Source organism: Collinsella aerofaciens, from assembly GCF_009876115.1.
Lineage (GTDB): Bacteria > Actinomycetota > Coriobacteriia > Coriobacteriales > Coriobacteriaceae > Collinsella > Collinsella aerofaciens_N.
Genome location: NZ_WWSY01000002.1, coordinates 1 through 18916 on the forward strand (window position 1 = coordinate 1; position 18916 = coordinate 18916).

At 59.6% G+C, this 18916-nt stretch carries 17 protein-coding genes and 1 tRNA gene; 4 read left to right on the forward strand and 14 right to left on the reverse strand.

Going from position 1 to position 18916, the window contains the following annotated elements; translation table 11 throughout:
* Nucleotides 1–438: 438 nt before the first annotated feature.
* From rplT to recJ, 9 genes are all read right to left on the reverse strand, one after another.
* Nucleotides 439–798 carry a 50S ribosomal protein L20 gene (rplT, locus tag GT571_RS01910; protein WP_022094123.1) on the reverse strand — a complete coding sequence of 120 codons (360 nt, stop codon included), beginning with the start codon at nt 796–798 and terminating at the stop codon, nt 439–441.
* Nucleotides 799–844: 46 nt separating this feature from the next.
* Entirely contained in the window at nt 845–1036 is a 192-nt protein-coding gene (gene rpmI, locus GT571_RS01915; RefSeq protein ID WP_006234422.1) for a 50S ribosomal protein L35, read from the reverse strand.
* Nucleotides 1037–1068: 32 nt separating this feature from the next.
* The gene (gene infC / locus GT571_RS01920; RefSeq protein ID WP_006234423.1) at nt 1069–1638 is read right to left on the reverse strand and encodes a translation initiation factor IF-3; all 570 of its coding nucleotides are present in this window, start codon (nt 1636–1638) and stop codon (nt 1069–1071) included.
* Nucleotides 1639–2069: 431 nt separating this feature from the next.
* A tRNA-Leu gene (locus GT571_RS01925) sits at nt 2070–2156 on the reverse strand.
* A gap of 39 nt (nt 2157–2195) precedes the next feature.
* Entirely contained in the window at nt 2196–3629 is a 1434-nt protein-coding gene (locus tag GT571_RS01930) for a transglutaminase-like domain-containing protein (protein ID WP_161155110.1), read from the reverse strand.
* Nucleotides 3630–3980: 351 nt separating this feature from the next.
* The gene (fba, locus tag GT571_RS01935; protein ID WP_035137086.1) at nt 3981–4847 is read right to left on the reverse strand and encodes a class II fructose-1,6-bisphosphate aldolase; all 867 of its coding nucleotides are present in this window, start codon (nt 4845–4847) and stop codon (nt 3981–3983) included.
* Between the two features lie 195 nt (nt 4848–5042).
* On the reverse strand, nt 5043–5726 hold the full coding sequence (locus tag GT571_RS01940; RefSeq protein ID WP_161155112.1) for an MBL fold metallo-hydrolase: 684 nt from the start codon (nt 5724–5726) through the stop codon (nt 5043–5045).
* Nucleotides 5727–5810: 84 nt separating this feature from the next.
* Nucleotides 5811–8171: a RelA/SpoT family protein gene (locus tag GT571_RS01945; RefSeq protein WP_161155114.1), complete on the reverse strand. Its 2361-nt coding sequence runs from the start codon at nt 8169–8171 to the stop codon at nt 5811–5813.
* A 15-nt stretch (nt 8172–8186) separates the two neighbouring features.
* On the reverse strand, nt 8187–11474 hold the full coding sequence (gene recJ, locus GT571_RS01950) for a single-stranded-DNA-specific exonuclease RecJ (protein ID WP_161155116.1): 3288 nt from the start codon (nt 11472–11474) through the stop codon (nt 8187–8189).
* Nucleotides 11475–11750: 276 nt separating this feature from the next.
* On the opposite strand from recJ, the gene GT571_RS01955 reads away from it, so the two are divergent.
* Entirely contained in the window at nt 11751–12749 is a 999-nt protein-coding gene (locus GT571_RS01955) for a bile acid:sodium symporter family protein (RefSeq protein ID WP_161155118.1), read from the forward strand.
* Nucleotides 12750–12779: 30 nt separating this feature from the next.
* On the opposite strand, the gene GT571_RS01960 is transcribed toward GT571_RS01955, so the two are convergent.
* On the reverse strand, nt 12780–13577 hold the full coding sequence (locus GT571_RS01960) for a DUF4931 domain-containing protein (protein ID WP_089573302.1): 798 nt from the start codon (nt 13575–13577) through the stop codon (nt 12780–12782).
* 3 nt (nt 13578–13580) lie between these two features.
* Nucleotides 13581–14258, reverse strand: coding sequence for a copper homeostasis protein CutC (locus GT571_RS01965; RefSeq protein WP_089573303.1), 678 nt, complete (start codon nt 14256–14258; stop codon nt 13581–13583).
* A gap of 284 nt (nt 14259–14542) precedes the next feature.
* On the opposite strand from GT571_RS01965, the gene GT571_RS01970 reads away from it, so the two are divergent.
* The 3 genes from GT571_RS01970 to GT571_RS01980 are packed head-to-tail and all read left to right on the forward strand — an operon-like array spanning nt 14543 to nt 15760.
* Nucleotides 14543–14863, forward strand: a complete 321-nt coding sequence (locus GT571_RS01970; RefSeq protein ID WP_192934611.1) for a PadR family transcriptional regulator — start codon at nt 14543–14545, stop codon at nt 14861–14863.
* On the forward strand, nt 14850–15482 hold the full coding sequence (locus tag GT571_RS01975; RefSeq protein WP_117655177.1) for a DUF1700 domain-containing protein: 633 nt from the start codon (nt 14850–14852) through the stop codon (nt 15480–15482). Before GT571_RS01970 ends, GT571_RS01975 begins: the two co-directional genes overlap by 14 nt.
* A 14-nt stretch (nt 15483–15496) precedes the next feature.
* Nucleotides 15497–15760, forward strand: a complete 264-nt coding sequence (locus GT571_RS01980) for a hypothetical protein (protein WP_161155120.1) — start codon at nt 15497–15499, stop codon at nt 15758–15760.
* 511 nt (nt 15761–16271) lie between these two features.
* Here GT571_RS01980 and GT571_RS01985 read toward each other — a convergent pair.
* From GT571_RS01985 to GT571_RS01995, 3 genes are read right to left on the reverse strand one after another with little or no spacing between them, the layout of a single operon-like run.
* A complete protein-coding gene (locus GT571_RS01985) occupies nt 16272–16985 on the reverse strand; it encodes an ABC transporter ATP-binding protein (RefSeq protein ID WP_006234438.1) in 714 nt (237 codons plus the stop codon).
* Nucleotides 16986–17846 (reverse strand): ABC transporter ATP-binding protein, encoded by an 861-nt coding sequence (locus GT571_RS01990; protein WP_055287178.1) that lies wholly within the window; start codon nt 17844–17846, stop codon nt 16986–16988.
* A complete protein-coding gene (locus tag GT571_RS01995) occupies nt 17836–18915 on the reverse strand; it encodes a branched-chain amino acid ABC transporter permease (RefSeq protein WP_161155302.1) in 1080 nt (359 codons plus the stop codon). Before GT571_RS01995 ends, GT571_RS01990 begins: the two co-directional genes overlap by 11 nt.
* Nucleotide 18916 lies beyond the last annotated feature (1 nt).

The window sequence follows — 18916 nt, forward strand, 5'->3', positions numbered from 1 at the left end:
GCCTCTCGGCGGCCTTGCGAAAAACAAATCCAAGTTAGACCATTTCAAATGGTTCGATGTCTGCCCGGATGCGACACTGAAGTAAGTGTCCATCCTCGCAGTATCCGGTTCTCAAGGTGCACGCTTTGCGGCTGATCCGGTCCGACCGGGCCGCGCGGCAAGGAGATATATTGCCAGACTACGAAGCCATGTGGGACGTCAATTCCACTCTTCACAAGTCCTACACAATCTATGGCTTTCTATATAGGGAGTAGAAAGTCGAGTGCAGCAAGACCGCACGTATCAGATGATGACCCTTCGGTTAAGAGACATATAAAGATCGGTCACCTGTAAGTGTTTATCTACCCGCGCTTTTAGCTATGTAAACCAGCGCTTTCGATAAAAAAGAGGGAGCGCCGCGCACACCGCGACACTCCCCTAGAGATTCAACAGAATCTATTAGGCCTCGAGAGCCTTCTTGGCAATAGCAGCCAGCTCGTTGAAGGACTCGATGTCCTCGTAAGCCATCTGAGCCAGGACCTTACGGTCGAGCTCGATGCCAGCAACCTTCAGACCGTGCATGAACTGAGAGTAAGAGATGTCGTTCAGGCGAGCAGCAGCGTTGATACGGGTGATCCAGAGAGAGCGGATCTCGCGCTTCTTGTTGCGGCGATCACGATACTGATACTGCAGGGAGTGCTGGACCTGCTCTTTAGCATGCTTGTAAGTACGCGAAGCGGCACCGTAGTAACCCTTCGCACGGTGCATAACGGTACGGCGCTTCTTCTTGGCGGCAACAGCGCGCTTAATACGTGCCATGTTCTATCAACTCCTAGACGGTAAAACGAAAAACGGGAACGCGAACTTAGGCGAGACGCGACTTGATGACCTTGCGGTCGGCAGCGGCGATCTCGGTCTCCTGACGGAAGCCACGCTTACGCTTGGTGGACTTCTTGCTCAGGATGTGGCTCTTGAAAGCCTTGGCGCGCATAAGCTTGCCGGTACCAGTCTTGCGGAAACGCTTCTTGGTGCCGCTGTGGGACTTCATCTTAGGCATGAAATACTCCTTAATCGGTTACAGAACACTAGTTACTTGGTATCGCTTGCCGCTTTATCCTCATCGAAGGCGCCCTTAATCGGGGCGAGCAGCATAAGCATGTTACGGCCTTCCATCTTAGGCTTGGACTCGACCGTAGCGTAAGGCTTGAGATCCTCGGCGAGACGCTCGAGAACGTTAAGACCCTGCTCCGGGTGAGCCATCTCACGGCCACGGAACATGATGGTGATCTTAACGCGTGCGCCCTTCTTGAGGAAACGCAGAACGTGGCCCTTCTTGGTCTCGTAATCGCCAACGTCAATCTTGGGTCGGAACTTCATTTCCTTGACCTCGACCTTGGACTGGTTCTTACGAGCGGCCTTGGCCTTCATGGCCTGCTGGTACTTGAACTTACCGTAGTCCATGACCTTGCAGACCGGCGGCTCCGCGTTGGGAGCGATCTCGACCAGGTCGAGACCCTGATCGTCAGCGACGCGCTGGGCATCGCGGATGGCGAACAGGCCGAGCTGAGAGCCATCGACGCCAATCAAACGGCACGAAGATGCAGTAATCTCGTCGTTGATGCGGGTGTCATCAGACTTAGCTATTTTCCCTACCTCCATTCATAAAAAAATAACCCGGCGCTTCTTTGCAACCAGGTCGTACACATAGACATCCTCAATATGAGGAAGGGAATCTAAGTTGTATGACCAGTCAGCTGCTCATTGGCGCCAAAAGGTGGGAACCCTCGGGTTCCTCTTTAGGGCATTGCGGGAACAACGCCTTGCGAATAATAACACGTACCGCGCGTTATCACATTACGTACACGAAAAAGGGGGCTTTGACCTCCTTGAAGCGCAGGTGCATGTATGGTGCCCGAGGCGAGACTCGAAGGGCCTTCGCTTCGCGAAGCCCCGGGCTTCGGGCGCACGGCGCCCTCGCCACGCTCCGCTACAAACAGGCCACAGGCCTGTTTGCTTAACGCTCCGCGCGCTCACGCGAGTTCGGCACGAAAAAGGGGGCCTTGACCCCCTTGAACGCTCACTTGCATGTATGGTGCCCGAGGCGAGACTCGAACTCGCACGTTGTTGCCAACGGTGGATTTTGAGTCCACTGCGTCTGCCAATTCCGCCACTCGGGCACGTAATGCGTGAGTTAGTTTATCACAGCTTTCTGTTTATTAGTCCGAAAATGGAACTTCAAGCATTTCGATGAGTTCGACCTTGCGCAACATCTCCCGCTTACGACTTCCACGTCCGTCAACCGAGGCCTCGCCCATCTGGTTGTCATAGGGATCCTCGCGCATACCATCGAAAGCAGGCACAAAATCAGCCTGGAATCGGTTGTTGGCCACCATACGCCACGGGTCGAGATTGCCAAAGTAGTGACGACGACGCCACTCCTCCCCCATCCTGCGTGCCGAGGAACCAAACGATACGTCGGCGTTAAGCCAACCGGTCTGGGGCGTGAAGAACTCGGCCCAGTCGTGCGGTCCCACCGAGTCGGGCGCAACATACAGGCCGCTCTGCCAACGGGCAGGCACGCCCGCGATGCGGCACATGGTGATAAACGTGAGCGCCATAACGCCGCAATCGCCGCGGAGCGAATGCGCACAGTCGTCGGCAATAGATCCCAAAAGCAGGTACGGTGGCTGATAGCGATAGTCGATATGCTGTGTCAGGTAATCATAGATAGCACGAGCGCGATCGAGCGGATCATCGAGCCCGTCAATAACACGCTTCGTCAACTGTCGCAGGTACGGCGTAAACACAATGTGCGGACGGTCCTCGGAAGTGTCCTCTGGCAGCGGCGTGTCCATGCACGCATGCGATGGGAGCGCACCACCATAGATATCGCAATAGGCGGCATCGATGCGATAGCGATAGGTCACCGAGAATGAATGTTCAGTCGAAGATGTCCAAGAGGCAGTACGAGCCGAAACGTTTTCAGAGGCAACGGTACCCTCCGACGTCATATCGAGAATCTCGATATGAGACTGTTGACGACAGGCGGCGGCAACGGGTAGCCACGCGCGAACGGTCTCTCCCTCCAGAGCCCCGGGGACAGACACGGATGCCTTAAGCGTGATGACGCGAGTCAGCCCGTTTTGCGACTCCATCTCCCTGAGCATCTGGTTACGCAGCGCTATGCCGTCCGTAGAGTCGGGACGCAGGCCCGGAACCTCCTTGGGGTACACGCGAAGCGAATCGAGAAAGTTATCGAGAACAAACAGCTCGTCATCGATAAAGCGCCAGTCTATACGCTTGCGATTAATCAGGTCATCAAACTGATCTTCGGTAAACTCAGGCCACTCCTCGCGAATCATCGCAATGGCCCGATCACGCGACACCGAAAAATGAAGCGGCGTCTCGAGCATGCGATACCGCTCGGCACGAACACAAGCAGCCAGCGAAGGCTCAGGGTTCTGCTCCAAAAGGCGATCGCAGGCAGCAACAGCCTGCGTCAAATACCCGGCATCCTTAAGACGAAGAATCTCAGGCGGCAGTCCAATATCGAGATGACGAAAATCATCACAGCAAACATCAACAGAGCAGCCAACAGGGCCCTCGTCAATAACCTTCCCATCCGAAGGCAGCACATCAATAACAGCCATACCAAACTCCAAGTCATTAGAACTCTTGAAGCACATTGTAGCGAGATAAAAAGAAAGCCCCAACAAGGGAGCCATCAACGCCGCCGAACGGTAGTCAAAAAAAATGACTTCAGCCCAGTAACCCTGTAGCGAGTTAACAAAGGAGGCCCCGTTTCCCCGGAGCTGATTCCGTCGCGCGACTTCTGGCGAAGCCAGAAGCCATTTTAATTCAGCCTCGTAACCCTGCGGCGTTAAACGAAGGAAGCCCCGTCCCCCGGAACTGTTTCCTTGGCGCGACTTCTGGCGAAGCCAGGTGAGCGCAAAGGAAACAGTGTAGGGGGACGGGGCTTCCGGCGGGAAGTTTAGCGACGCTTACGCCTTGTTGACGGAGCCAAACTCCTCCATGAGCTCCTTGGTGCGGGCAACGATGTTGTCGCGACCAGGCTTGAGGAGCTTGCGGGGGTCAAAGCCCTTGCCCTGCTGATCCTTGCCAGCCTCGATGTACTCGCGGACGCCCTTGGCGAAGACGAGCTGCAGGTCGGTGTTGACGTTGATCTTGGAGATGCCCAGGGAAATGGCCTTCTTGATCTGATCCTCGGGGATGCCGGTACCACCGTGCAGAACGAGGGGCAGGTCACCGGTCTGAGCCTTGATCTCGCCCAGGCGCTCGAAGGAAAGGCCAGCCCAGTCGGCGGGGTACACGCCGTGGATGTTGCCGATGCCGCAGGCGAGGAAGTCGACGCCCAGGTCAGCGATCTGCTTGCACTCAGCAGGATCAGCGAGCTCGCCGCTGGAGGTCACGCCGTCCTCGGTGCCGCCGATGCCGCCGACCTCGGCCTCGATGGACATGCCCTTGGAGTGGGCAAGCTCAACGAGCTCCTTGGTGCGGTCGAGGTTAAGCTGGAAGGTCTCCTCGTGAGAGCCGTCATACATGATGGACGTGAAGCCGGCCTCGATGCACTTGAAGCAGTCCTCGTAAGAACCGTGATCGAGGTGAAGGGCGACGGGAACGGTAACGCCCGTGGCCTCGACGGCAGCCTTGACCATGTCGGCGCAGACCTTGAAACCGCCCATCCACTTAGCGGCACCAGCGGTGCACTGAAGGATCAGCGGAGACTTGGCCTCCTCGGCGGCCTGGAGAATAGCCAGGGTCCACTCGAGGTTGTTGGTGTTGAAGGCACCGAGACCGTACTTGCCGGCCTCAGCCTTCTTGAGCATGTCTGCTGCGTTGACGAGCATAAAAGAAACCTCCTGTAAGGTTGCTCCGATAACGCCTGAGATTTTACCACGGCGCACCCGAGCATAAACGTTCGTTTGTTCACGAATATCGTCCAAACAGACTTTTTTTGACCGTTTGCCCTACGGAATCGACCCGTTGGGGAAAAATAGCTTGACGTTTGGACGCTTCTCGTGCTTCAGAAGCCGACTATTAAGCTACATCTGCATGAAAGGGTTCTGCATGAGCTCGCGTGCCATGGTGGTCGAATCGCCATGGCCGGTTAGGCAAACGGTATCGGGCGGAAGAAGCCGGGCGAGCTTGGAGAGCGAGCGCAGAATCGCCGTCTCGTCTCCTCCAGAAAGATCGGTGCGGCCGTGCCCACCCGGAAACAGGGTGTCGCCCACAAAAGCAATGTTCCCCTGCTCGGTGGCAGCAAACAAGACGATCCCGCCCGGCGTATGCCCTGGCGTCTCGATCACCTGCAGACAGATATCGCCCACCTCGATAGCATCGCCCTCGGCGAGCAGGCGCGTCGGCTCCCCGGGGTCGGGCGTCTCAATGCCCCACATAGCTCGCTGTTCCTCGATGTTCGCATGCGGCACCGCCACATCCTTAGCGCACAGCTCATACCGGCAGCTCTCGCCAACGGTGGTTCGCACGCCGGCAACACCGCCAACATGATCAGCATGGCCATGAGTGCATACGGCGCCAAGCACGCGTACGCCGGGATGCTCGGCTCGAATATGCTCCACCAAGCGCTCGCCTTCCCATGCGGGGTCGATAATCATGCACTCATTGTCCGAAATAACAGCATAGCTATTGGTCTGAATGGGACCGTTTACGAGCGTCTCGATCTCGACCGATCCCTTGGGAGTTAAATCCAAGGACACAGCGCTCATGCCCCTCTCCTCTCTATAGAACTCGAGGCATCAAACGATGCCTCGAGTGTAGCGAATATCGATAATGTGGCACGTTCGTCGCGACTAAACGCGGCGCTTAAGCTGGGCTCCACCCTCGCCGGGCATCAGGCGGCGCGCGTCGTAGACCGAGTCAACGCTGCTGATAGAGGCCAGCAGCGGATCCAAACCACTCGCGTCCGAAATCTCGACCATAAAGCGCAGGGTTGCAATACCCTCGCGGTTGGTCGACGTGGCGGCAGAAAGGATATTGCCGCCCGCATCGCCAATGGCGATGGTGACATCCTTGAGCAGGCCCATGCGGTCCAGGCACTCGACCACGATCTCGACCTGAAAGAGGGTGTCGGCAGCGCCGTCCCACTCCACTTCGATCATGCGCTCGGGATGTTCCATAAGACCCTTGACGTTGGGGCAGTTGGCGCGATGCACCGAGACGCCGCGACCGCGCGTGATGAAGCCGACAATGTCGTCGCCCGTCACGGGGTTGCAGCAATGCGCCAAACGGACCAGCAGACCGCTGTTGCTCTCGCCCTTGACGATAATGCCGTTGCTGGCGCTCTTGCCGCGCTTTTGCGGCTTGCGGTTGGAGCCGCGGGCAGGCTGCTTGACGACCTCGGCGATAGCCTCGGCCTTGGTGAGCTGTTCCTCGGGCTTGGGGTCCAAGATTTGCTCGACCTTGTTACCCACAGCGCGCGGGGCAACCTTGCCGGCGCCCACGGCGGCAAACAGGTCCTCGAGCTGCTTGAAGTTCAGTTGCTCCGCCACGGCGTTGAGCGCGCGCGTGGATCGCGGCGTAGAGATGCCATACCCGCGCTTGCGCAAGTCCTTGGCCAGTATATCGCGGCCGGCAGCAGCGTCGTCGTCCTTGGTCGCGGCGGCAAAATAGCGGCGGATCTTTGACTTGGCGGAAGGTGTCTTAACGATCTTGAGCCAATCACGAGACGGCTTGGAACTCTTGTTGGTCAGAATCTCGACACGGTCGCCCGTCTTGATCTCGTGCGTGAGCGGGGCCACCGCACCGTTGATCTTAGCGCCGACGCAGTGGTTGCCGACCTCGGTGTGAACGGCGTAGGCAAAGTCGAGCGGCGTGGAGCCGGCACGAAGCGCCATGACCTCGCCCTTGGGCGTAAAGACAAAAATCTCCTGGTCAAACAAGTCGACCTTCAGCGAGTGCAGGTATTCCTTGGCATCGGTGATCTCGTCAGACGCAGCCCAATCAAGCGAATGTTTGAGCCAGTTAATCTGGTCGTCCAGACGCTGGGCATCATTGGTCTTAGACGCAGACGATCCGCCCGATTTCTTATACAGCCAGTGGGCGGCAATGCCGTACTCGGCCTGCTCATGCATCTCGTAGGTTCGAATCTGAATCTCGAGCGGACGAGCCGTGGGGCCGATAACCGTCGTGTGGAGCGACTGGTAGTTATTGACCTTGGGCATGGCGATATAGTCTTTAAAGCGACCGGGCATGGGGTGCCACAGCGTATGCACCGCGCCGAGCGTGGAGTAGCAATCGCGCACCGAATGGGTGATGACGCGCAGTGCCACCAGGTCGTAGATCTCGGAGAACTCCTTGCCCTTGCGCTTCATCTTTTGGTAGATGGACCAATAGTGCTTGGAACGGCCATTAATCTGGAAGTCTTCCAGGCCAATGCGGTTGAGCTCGTCGGTGAGCGTCTTGATGGTCTCGGCCAGATAGCGCTCACGGACCTCGCGCGACTCCGCCACCATGCGCGCGATGCGCTGGTAGGCATCGGGCTCCAGGTAGAAGAAGGACAGGTCCTCGAGCTCCCACTTAATAGAGCTCATGCCCAGGCGGTCGGCCAGGGGAGCATACACGTCCATGGTCTCGCGGGCCTTAAACAGGCGACGGTCCTCGCGAAGGGCCGCCAGCGTACGCATGTTATGCAGGCGGTCGGCAAGTTTGACGATGATAACGCGGATGTCCTTGGACATGGCGAGGAACATCTTGCGCAGCGTAAGCGCCTGCTTCTCGTCCATGCTATCGACTTCGATGTTGGTGAGCTTGGTCACGCCATCGACGAGCTCGGCTACCGTATCGCCAAACAGGCCGGAAACATCGGCAAGCGAGGTCTCGGTATCCTCGACGGTATCGTGCAGCAGCGCGGCGCACACCACATCGCAGTCCATCTTGAGGTCGGCCAAAATGATGGCAACCTCGACGGGATGGTTGATGTACATCTCACCCGAGCGGCGCTTTTGGTTGCAGTGCTTCTCGGCGGCAAAGCAGTAGGCCTGCTCCACCTTAGAGAAGTCGTCCTCATTCATATATTTGAGGCACAGGCGCTCCAGTTTGTCGTAGCTGTCCGCCATAATCTCGGGCGGCAGCTCATCGGCATGCTTATAGTGCTCCATCTCCGAAAACGGCTGGAGGGTGGAATCATGGGCGGTACGGGCTGCGGCATCCATCGAGGTCCCCTTCCCCTAGGCCCGCGGTACGATCGGGCGGTTAACTTTGGCTAGCATATCAGAAGCGCACGAATCGAGCGCCCAACTCCGGAAAGCCGAGAACTCCATGCGCGAGCGCAAGCCCTCCAAATAGCGAATTGACCTGCTCAATTGCACACGGCCGGGGTTTTCGGCCATCGCGATGCGACGGGTGTCGTCAAACCCCGAAACGCGACAGAAACCAAGCTCTTCGAAGATTCCCAGGCCGCTTTCCACCGAGCGCTCGTCAACCGGCGTGCGAGCATCGATGGCAAGGCACATCTGCGCGATGTCGATATCGCTCGCGCTAAAGGAATCGTCCCCGGTCTTGCCGCGGTTGGAGCGCCACATAGTCTGCAGCGCTCGATAGAGCGTGACGAGTTCGTCACGCTCGGGCGCATAGCAGTCGAGTAGGCGCTCGTTAATGCGGGCGTCGCGCGACGAATAGAGCAGATGGATCACGGCGGGTTGGCCGTCGCGACCGGCGCGTCCGCTCATCTGGTTGAACTCGATGGCGCCAAACGGCATGTGATAGAGCACGACATGGCGGATATCGGGCAGGTTCACGCCCTCACCAAAGGCAGAAGTCGAAACGATGCAACTGAGGCTTCCGTCACGAAACGCTTCCTCGACACGGCGACGATCGGAGCGCGCAAGCCCCGCGTTATAGAACGCGATGCGGGTCGCGCAATCGGGTACCCGCTTGCGCAGCGTCTTAGCAAGCGCCACGGACTGGTCGCGCGAGTTGACGTAGATGACGGTCTTCTCCCCCGTCGCAACGATGGACACCAGGCGGTTTTCGCGGCTCGCAAGATCGCGGTCGTCCTCGAGCTGCAAGTTCTCGCGCACGGTCTCGTCGACCACCGTACGGGTAATCGGCAACACGCGGGCAAGCTCCGCCACGACCGGAGCCGTTGCGGTGGCAGTCGTGGCCAAAACGACCAGATCGCCCAGGGCCTTGAGGATATCGGGCATGTCGAGATAGGCGCTGCGGTCGCCGCCCTTGGCAAGACCGGCATGATGTGCCTCGTCAATAACGACAAATCCGATACGCCCCGAGCGCGCAAAGCGGTCGCGGTGAATAGACAGGAACTCGGGCGTCGTGAGCACGATGCCGATGCGGCCCGAAGCCAGGCCGGCAAACACGTCATCGCGCGCTGCTTCCACGGTCTCGCCGGTCAGCACGCCGACGCCAATGCCGAGCGCAGCCATCGTCGATGAAAGATGATAGGCCTGGTCGGCAACGAGCGCACGCAGCGGGTAGACAAAGATGCTCGCACGCCCACGAAGGACCGCCTCGCGCGCGGCGTGCACATGGAAGATAAGAGACTTGCCGCGCCCCGTTCCCATAACGGCCAGAACACTTTGGTGATCGGCCAGGGCATCGAGCGCCTCGACCTGCGCGCGGTGCGGCTGGTTCGAGCCGATAAAGCTATGGATAAGCGAGCGCGTGAGCTCGGTATAGGAAAGCTGGGCGAGCGTTTGGCGCTTGCGGGACTCCAGACGAAGACCGGCGTCCGCAGGCTCCACGCCGCGGCGAAGCTCACATGCCGGGTCGTCAACGATGGGCGCCGTGGTATCACGGACCAAGACATCCTTGATCATGAGCTTGGGCTTTACGCGACCTTGCCAATGTTCGGCCACCGCCTCGAACACCAAATCGACAGCGCTATCGCAATTGATGAGCTTATCGATCTGCGGCACGCGAAACATAATGGCCGGCACGCTCGCGGCGCCATCGGTCGCCACAAAGCGCATGTGCTCGCCGGTTTTGCCCACCACGGCGCGATCGCACATTGTCACGCCCTCGGCCGCCAACAGCGGCACCTTGTTGCCCTGGCCAAACGGCTCAAGACGGGAGATCTGCTCGATGGTCTCAATATTCAGCTCGGAGAGGTCGACCGTGGCGGCAACCTCGTCGGTGTCCTCAAAGTCCTCGGCGGGAAGTTCGGACAGCACGGCGGAAAGACGACGACGGAACTCGTCGAGCTTGGACGCCTCGATGGTCACGCCCACCGCGCCCGCATGCCCGCCGCGACGAATCAGCAGATCGGAGCAGCGTTCTACGGCGTCGAACAGGTTGACCTTGCCCACCGAGCGACCCGAACCGCGAGCGATACCGTCTTCGATCGAGAAGAGCAGCGCCGGCACGTGATAACGGTTGGTCAGACGGCTCGCCACGATACCCTTGACGCCCTCGTGCCAGCCCTCGCCACCCACGACGATTGCGCGACCGCCATCATAGGTCTCCTCGACCTTTGCCATAGCGTCTCGTGTGAGCTCCGCCTCGATCTCGCGGCGTTGACGGTTAATCTCCTCGAGCTCGGCCGCCAGCGCGCTTGCCTCGATAGGATCGCGGGCAAGCAGCAGGTCGAGCGCCAGCTTGGGATCGGCCATGCGGCCGGCAGCGTTCAAGCGGGGAATGAGCGAAAACGACAAGCCATCGGCCGTAATGCTAGAGAGGTCGGCCTTGGCGAGCGCGGCCAGCGCGATATAGCCGGGGCGGGCGGTCACGCGCATCTGCTGGATGCCCTCGGCGACCAGCGCGCGGTTCTCGGGCGTCAGCGGCATCATGTCGGACACGGTGCCCAGCGCCGCGACCTCGATCAGCGAACGCCAATACGACGGCTTGCCCAGACGCTCGCCCAAAACCTGCACCAGCTTGAGTGCCACGCCGGCACCGGCAAGCTCACGCGAAGGACCCTCGTCCTCGAGCTTAGGGTCGGTCAGGGGCACGCCCTGCGGCACCTGATCGGAGGGCTCGTGATGGTCCGTGACCACCAAATCGATCCCCAGGCTCTCCAGATAGGAGACCTCTTCCTTGGCGGCAATACCGTTATCGACGGTCACGATCAGCTGGGGGCGAGCGAGCTCGTTAACGCGGTCGAGCGCCGCGCGCGAAAGACCGTAGCCCTCGTCAAAGCGATGCGGAATAAACGGTGTGACATCGGCACCAAACGTGCACAGTGCCTCGGTCAACAGGCAGGTCGACGTAATACCGTCAACGTCAAAATCGCCAAAGACCGCGATGCGCTCGTGGTTGCGAATAGCACGCTCGACGCGGTCGGCAACGACCGACATGCCCGGGATAATGAGTGGGTCGGCCCAGTCGCGATCGAGCGAAGGCGTCAAAAACAGCTGGCCTTCCTCGATGGATGTAATGCCGTGCGCAACCATAATGCGCGCCACCAGCCCGGGTATGCCCAGGCCAGCCGAAAGCTCCTTTTCGAGCTCGGGGTTCTGCTGAGCGACCGCCCAGCGATGCGTCGTCTTAAGCGATGACATAGGCGCCCACCCCCGATAGGGGCAGGTCGCCGCGATACCTCTCACGGTTCATAGCGATGAGTCCTCTGTGTATGCCCGCTTCGGCAGGCAGATCTGTTGAACGGATTTATTATACCGTGCAGCGCGGACGCAAATCGCCGCAGCACGCCGCGGTTTCGGTAAACGATGCCGGTAATAGCCTCGAAATAATCGAGCGTTTCTGACGCACGGACGCATGCGAGCGTCTAGCATATCCATTCAAAACGGATTCACGAGCAAAGGGAGTCACAAGAGCATATGAAGCAATGGGTTGGACTGGGCAAGTTTCTCGCGGGGCACATGCAGGTCATCGTTCCGATTTGCGTGACGCTCGGCGTGCTCTTTCCCCAGCAGATCGGCGTGCTCAAGCCCATCGTTCCCGCCCTGTTTGCCTTTATGACGTTCCAAGGTGCGCTCAGCAACACCTTTCACCAGGTGGCCGAGGTGTTCCGCCGTCCGTTGCACCTAGTCTTGGCGCTGCTCGTCTCGGCGGTGCTTATTCCCATCGCGGCTTATGCCATGGGGTCACTCTTCTTTGGCTCCAACCCCAACCTTGTCTGCGGCATTGTGCTCGAATACAGCGTGCCCGTGGCCGTCACCGCTTTTATGTGGATCAGCATGTTCGGCGGCAACGGCCCGCTCGCGCTCACCATCATCCTGACGTCCTCGGTCATCTCACCTGTGACGATTCCGCTTACGCTCAAGCTCCTGCTGGGCGCCACCGTCTCGATCGACGTGCCGAGCATGATGCAGAACATGGCCTTTATGATCGCCATCCCCGCTGTGCTCGGTATTGCCATCAATGAACTCACGCGCGGCTGGGGCCACGAGAAACTCTCTCCCGTGCTCTCGCCCGCCTGCAAGTTCATGATGATGGGCGTCATCGCGTCCAACTCCACCGCTATGAGCGAGTACGTGCTGCACATAAACGCGGTGCGCCTGGAAGTCGCCCTCTTTATTTTGGTCTTCGCCATCAGCGGCTTTGTCGTCGGTTTTCTGGTCGCACGTGCGCTGCATCTGCCATATAGCGAGACGACTACCATGTGCTTTACCTGCGGCATGCGCAACATCTCTTCGGGTGCCGTCATCGCCACGCAGTACTTTCCGGGCGAGGTCGTGTTTCCCGTCATGTGCGGCACGCTGTTTCAGCAGGTGCTGGCCTCGATTATCGGGCATCTCTTTGAGTGCCTAACCTGCGAGGAGCGCACCAAACAGCGCAAGCGGGTCGAAGCCGGCCGCGACGCCATGGCGCGCTAGGCTGTCCGCATTACGCGGGTGTTAGTCTTGCTATACGAGCGTTTCCAGATGCGCACGCAGACGCTCAGCATCGATATCGAGCGTCGTCTCGGCATTGACTTGGGCCAAACGATAGCCGACAAAGTAGGGCGAAACCACCCAACGCGGCAGCGCCTTGGCAATGGTCCGACCGCCCAGGTGATAGAAGAACAAGTTGTACGACTCTGCGCGACCACCGTGGTGCTCGTTTAGGATATAGCGCAGAGCTACCTGGATCGCATCGGCAAAGAGATCCGCCTCGGCTTGGTCTCGTGCGTCATCGCTGGCGGCGATTCCCTGCGGGGCTGAAACGTTGATCTCAAAGAACCCCATGATCGGTTCGGTTGAGATATTGACCGAGATTCTCCCCTGTTGCCAGACATTGATGCCTTCGAAATTGGCAGAAGTCAGCGAAGTGTAGCCGTCTTCCTGCTCCAAACCCACAATCTGCATGTGCGGATGAACGAGACTACCGCCCGAGAGCGGACCCTTGTTCTTGTACATGAGAACGCTGCGATACTGCTGTGAATCGATCATCTGCTGCCAGCAACCCAGGGCAAACCGCATCACATGGTGGAGTTCATCCGGCTCATAGATCACCAGGTCGGCATCGTGATCGGCCGACTCGATCAGCACGGTTTGACGGGTGGCGCGCAGGGTCTTGAACTTATTCTCGAGCCAGATGCAGTCACCATCGCGCCGGATGATATCGGCAAGTTCCTCGGTATCGCAAAAGGGACACGCGGTGCCAGGGCGCCGGTTGTCGTCGGGCTTACCGTTCGCCTGCTGAACGTCAAATACCAGCGCCACGGGTTACGCCTCCAGCGGCACGATCTTGGTGCCATGGAGCTCGGAGACGCTCAATGCCGCCGCCACGGTATCGCGGTTGGCCGTAGAAATGCCGCCGCCGGGAAGGATGGTCAGGCGGTCGCCCGCATACTCGACAAGACGCGACAGGTGCTCCAGGTTGTCCTCGATCGGCGTTCCGGCAGCACCACCATGCGTCAGGATGCGCGTGATGCCGCAGTCGGCGAGTGTGTCAATGGCGTCCAGCTGAGCCTCGGGCGAGAGCTGGTCAAAGGCCATGTGGAAGGTGATATCGATGGCCCCGCGCTTGCACTCCTCGGTCGCGCAGCCCGTAGCCATCACGAGGGCGCCGAGGGTGAGCTCGTCGAGCGCCCAGCCGCCGGCACAGGGCTTGCAGCAGCCAAAGACCAGGCCGTCAACGCCGGCGCTCACGGCAAGACCCAAGTCCATCTCCATCATGCGCAGCTCGTCCTGGTTGTAGTGAAAGTCACCGCCACGCGGGCGAATCATGCACATCACTCGCGCGTCATGCTCGTGAGCATAGCTGACCGTAGTGCTGATAACGCCGGCCGAGGGCGTGGTACCACCGACGGCAAGGTTGTCGCACAACTCGATGCGCTTAGCACCGGCATCGATAGCCGCCGGCACACGCTCAAAGTTCTCGGCACAAAACTCGTACAGCATAGATAGCCCCCAGGAGACATTTCGATTTCCACACGGCATTGTCGCACGTTAAATAGCAACCCGCACGATGGAACAAAACCTTGACAAGGAGTGTCCCAAAGTGCCGGCACATAAGGAACGTCCCCAGGTGCCACCTTGAGCGATGGGTACTCATTTAAGTACGTCCCCAATGAGTACCCGCAGGGGACAGACAGACCGGACTCCCTATACGACAACTGTTGACATCATATACTATGTGTCATATAGTAGGTGTTACACAGTATACTACGAAAGGAGGTGTGCGGATGGAGGCACAGATGAAGCGCGGCTTCCTCGAGGCCTGCGTGCTCGCGGCCGTCTCGGGCGAGGAATCCTACGGCTATCAGATCGTGAAGGACGTGCCCGCGAGTATGGGGCTCACGGAATCCACGCTCTATCCGTTGCTCAAGCGCCTGGAGAAGGCGGGCTGCATCACCGTGCGCTCCGCCGAGCACAACGGGCGGCTGCGGAGGTACTACCGCATCACGGACGCCGGGCGCGAGCGTATCGCCGAGTTCCTCGCCGAATGGCCATCCGTGCAGGAGATCTACCGTTACGTGGAGGGGGCGCACCATGACGCGCGATGAGTTCTTGAACCGGCTGGGCGAGCTTCTGGCCTGCCTGCCGGCAGATCAGGTAAAGGAAACGCAGGAGTTCTACGCGGAGGCCATCGCCGACCGTATGGAGGACGGCATGACGGAGGCCGAGGCTGTGGCCGCCATGGGCACGCCCGGTGAGGTCGCCGAGGCAACGCTCGACGAACTGCCCGCCGTGCCGCGCGCGATCGCGAGGACCAAGCGCAAGAGCACGGCACTTCTATGGGCGCTCGCCATCGTGGGCTCTCCGGTATGGATTCCGCTGCTGCTCGCGTTCGTCGCCGTTGCCGCTGCAGTCTACATCTGTATTTGGGTTCTTGCGCTCTGCGTGTGGATCGTGGCCGCGGCATTCGGGGGCGCGGGCCTGGTAGGGCTCCTGTTCGCCGTGGACGGCATCATTATCGGGCATGTTCCGTACGTTTTGGCCTCGATGGGAATGGGATTCGCTTCCATCGGTGTGGCGCTCCTCACGGGAGCCGGCGCCTGGACGGCGTCCAAGCAGATCGCGCGCCTCTCTGCCCTTTGGGCGAAGAAAGCCGTTTCGCCCTTCTGGAAAGATCGAGGCAATAAGAGCCGCATGGGCGCCGAAGCGGCGCCGCTCACGGCATAGGAAGGAGTGCAAACATGTCCAGCGTAAAAAGGATTTACCTTGCCGTAGCGGGTGGGCTTGTTGCCACGGGGCTCGTCCTGGCTGCTATCGGATTTGTGGCCTCCGGCTTTAACCTCGCTGTGCTCAACACGCAGATCGACCTGCGCGATGACACCATCATTCTGGGTGGTGTTGAAATAGACGGCCCGACAGGGCTTCCACTCATCGAGCAGCTTGCCGAGGTCGGCGAGATCCATATTGGATCTGCAACGACTGGTTCGTCTTCTCCTCGCAAATGATCGAGCTCGTAGCAGCCGTCCCCCCCCTTCGGGCGCACCACGACGGGCATGAGCACGCCGCGCTCGGAGCCTTTTTGCGAGACCTTCCGTCACGCTCTTCCTGCGTGGTGAACCGGTCATCGACCGACGAGAGGCTGATGGGAATCTCTCGACTTCGGGCCAATCCCGCTCACCGATCTGGTCTTCCTTCGTGATGCGCACATAAGCGAGCAGACACCGCGCAGTGCTTCAGCGCGGCCGCACTTCCACGTCTATGACGGAGGTGCCCGGCGGCGTCTTGGCAATCCCCTTGTTTGCAGGCGTTAGCGCGTGGGGATCGCCCACTCGGGGGCCGAGGCCGCCGAGGACGGCAGCGAACCTCGCGGTGTCATTCGACATCGCGAGGTTCCCGGACCATGACCACCTGGCCTCGTACCGCGGCATAGCCCCGAGGGTGAGGAGCTTCGGCACGTCGATCAGGGCGCCCGCGCAGCGTCGGCCGGTCCGCCGTTCGGTAGAACGGCGGAACCTCTTAGCCTCCGAGGTAGGCTTTGCGGACGTTATCGTCGTGCAGGAGCTCTTGGCCGGTGCCGGTCATGGTAATCTTGCCGGTCTCGAGCACGTAGCCGCGTGTGGCGATGGAAAGAGCCATCTGTGCGTTTTGCTCGACCAGAAGCACCGTGGTGCCGGCCTTATGCAGATCCTCGACAATCTGGAAGATCTGCTCAATCAGAATCGGCGCCAGGCCCATGGAAGGCTCGTCGAGCATGAGCAGCTTGGGGTTACTCATAAGGGCGCGGCCCATAACGAGCATCTGCTGCTCGCCGCCCGAAAGGGTGCCGGCGACCTGGCGACGGCGCTCCTTCAGGCGCGGGAACTGCTCGTAGACGCGCTCAAGGCCCGGAGCCACCGTGGACTTGGGCTGCGTATAGGCGCCCATCTCCAAGTTCTCCTCAACCGTCATCTGCAAAAAGGCGCGACGTCCCTCGGGAACCTGAGCCAGTCCCTTACCAACCAGCTTATCAGCGGGCGTATGGGTAATGTCCTCGCCCATAAACTTGATGGAGCCGGTCTTGGAGCGCAGCAGGCCCGAGACGGTCTTGAGCGTTGTGGACTTGCCAGCGCCGTTCGCGCCGATCAGAGCCACGATCTCGCCCTCGTTAACGTTAAAGGAGATGTCCTTGATGGCGTGGATGGCGCCGTACCAGACGTTGATGTTGTAGACGGAAAGCATCGGCTCTGCCATTTAGTTCTCCCCCTTATCCTGCTTGCCCAGATATGCCTCGATAACGGCGTCGTTGTTCTGGATCTCCTCGGCCGTGCCCTTGGCGATGACCTTACCAAAGTTGAGCACGCAGATGCCCTCGCAGATGTTCATAACGAGCGACATATCATGCTCGATAAGCATGATGGCGATACCAAAGGTGTCGCGAATCTTAACGATGTTCTCCATGAGCTCCGCGGTCTCGGACGGGTTCATGCCGGCGGCAGGCTCGTCGAGCAGCAGCAGCTTGGGGTTGGTGGCAAGAGCGCGAACAATCTCCAGACGACGCTGAGCGCCGTAAGGCAGCGAGCCGGCCTGCTCATTTGCCAGGTGCTCCATATCAAAGATGGACAGCAGCTCCATGGCGCGCTCGTGAGCAGCCTTCTCGTGCTTCCAATACGTCGGCAGACGCAGCACGCCCTCAAAACCGGAGTAGCGCTCCTGGTTGTGCAGACCGACCTTGACGTTGTCCTCCACCGTCATGGTGTTGAACAGGCGAATGTTCTGGAAGGTACGGGCAATACCCATGCGGTTGACCTGATAGACCGACTTGCCCGAGGTGTCCTCACCGTCGAGCAGGATGGTGCCGTGCGTGGGCTGGTACACCTTGGTGAGCAGGTTGAAGACCGTGGTCTTACCGGCACCGTTGGGTCCGATCAGACCAGCGATCTCAGTCTTGCCGATGGTTAGGCTAAAGTCGTCGACTGCCTTAAGGCCGCCGAATTCAATGCCCAGGTGGATGCACTCGAGCGCCGGACGCTCGCCCAGGTCGCGGTCGGGAACGATGGCGCCAGAAGGATACGGGACCATCTTGCCCTTGTTGAACTCAAATTTACTGGGCATCGGCTGCCACCTCCTTCTTGGGAGCAAAGCGATCCTTAATGCGTGCGAAGAACGCCTTGAGCTGCGGGTTATTGGTAAAGATCATGACCAGAATCAGCACGATGGCGTAGATGAGCATGCGGTAGTCCGAGAACTGACGGAGCAGCTCGGGCAGCACGGTAAGCAGCGCTGCAGCGATGACGGAGCCGCGCATATTGCCCAGACCGCCAAGGACCACGAACACCAGGATGAGGATGGACGTGTTGAAGTCGAACTTGGTGGCGGAGAGCTGCGAGAAGTTACCGCCGAAGAGGGCTCCGGCAGCACCGGCGAGGGCAGCGGAAACCACGAAGGCGATCATGCGGTACTGGATGACGGAGATGCCCACGGACTCAGCAGCGATCTTATTGTCGCGCACGGCCATGATGGCACGGCCGGTACGGCTGCGAACCAGGTTGAGCACGATCACGAGTGCGACCATGACCAGGATGGCACCGGCGAGGAAGGTCGAATACGTCGACACGCCCGAGGCGCCCTGGGCGCCCTTGATGATGGCGGTGCCGTCCTCGAGCAGGTGCAGGTCGTCAATCGTGGAGTTACCCGTGATGTTAAAGATCACATGCAGGCCGCGGGAGTCGACGCCCACGATAAGGCAGGTGACGATCTCTTTGATGATCTCGCCAAAGGCCAGGGTCACGATGGCCAGATAGTCGCCGCTCAGGCGCAGGACCGGGATACCGATCAAGAAGCCCAAGATGGCAGCGGCGATAGCGCCGACCACAATGCTGATGATCAGACGTATCGGATCGGACGGAACTGCACTCTCCAGCGCGACGGCGGTGACGATGCCCGTATAGGCGCCGACGCTCATAAAGCCTGCGTGGCCCAGCGACAAGTCGCCCGCGATACCAACTACGAGGTTGAGCGAGATGGCCATAACAATGTAGGCCGTGATGGGAACCAGCTGACCGGCGATCATGCGCGGAATCATGTGGTTAGACTGCATAAAGAACACGATGGCGAACGCCACAAGGCACATGGCGTACGTGACAAAGTCGTGACGCGTCTGCTTGTCTTTAAGAAACTTCATA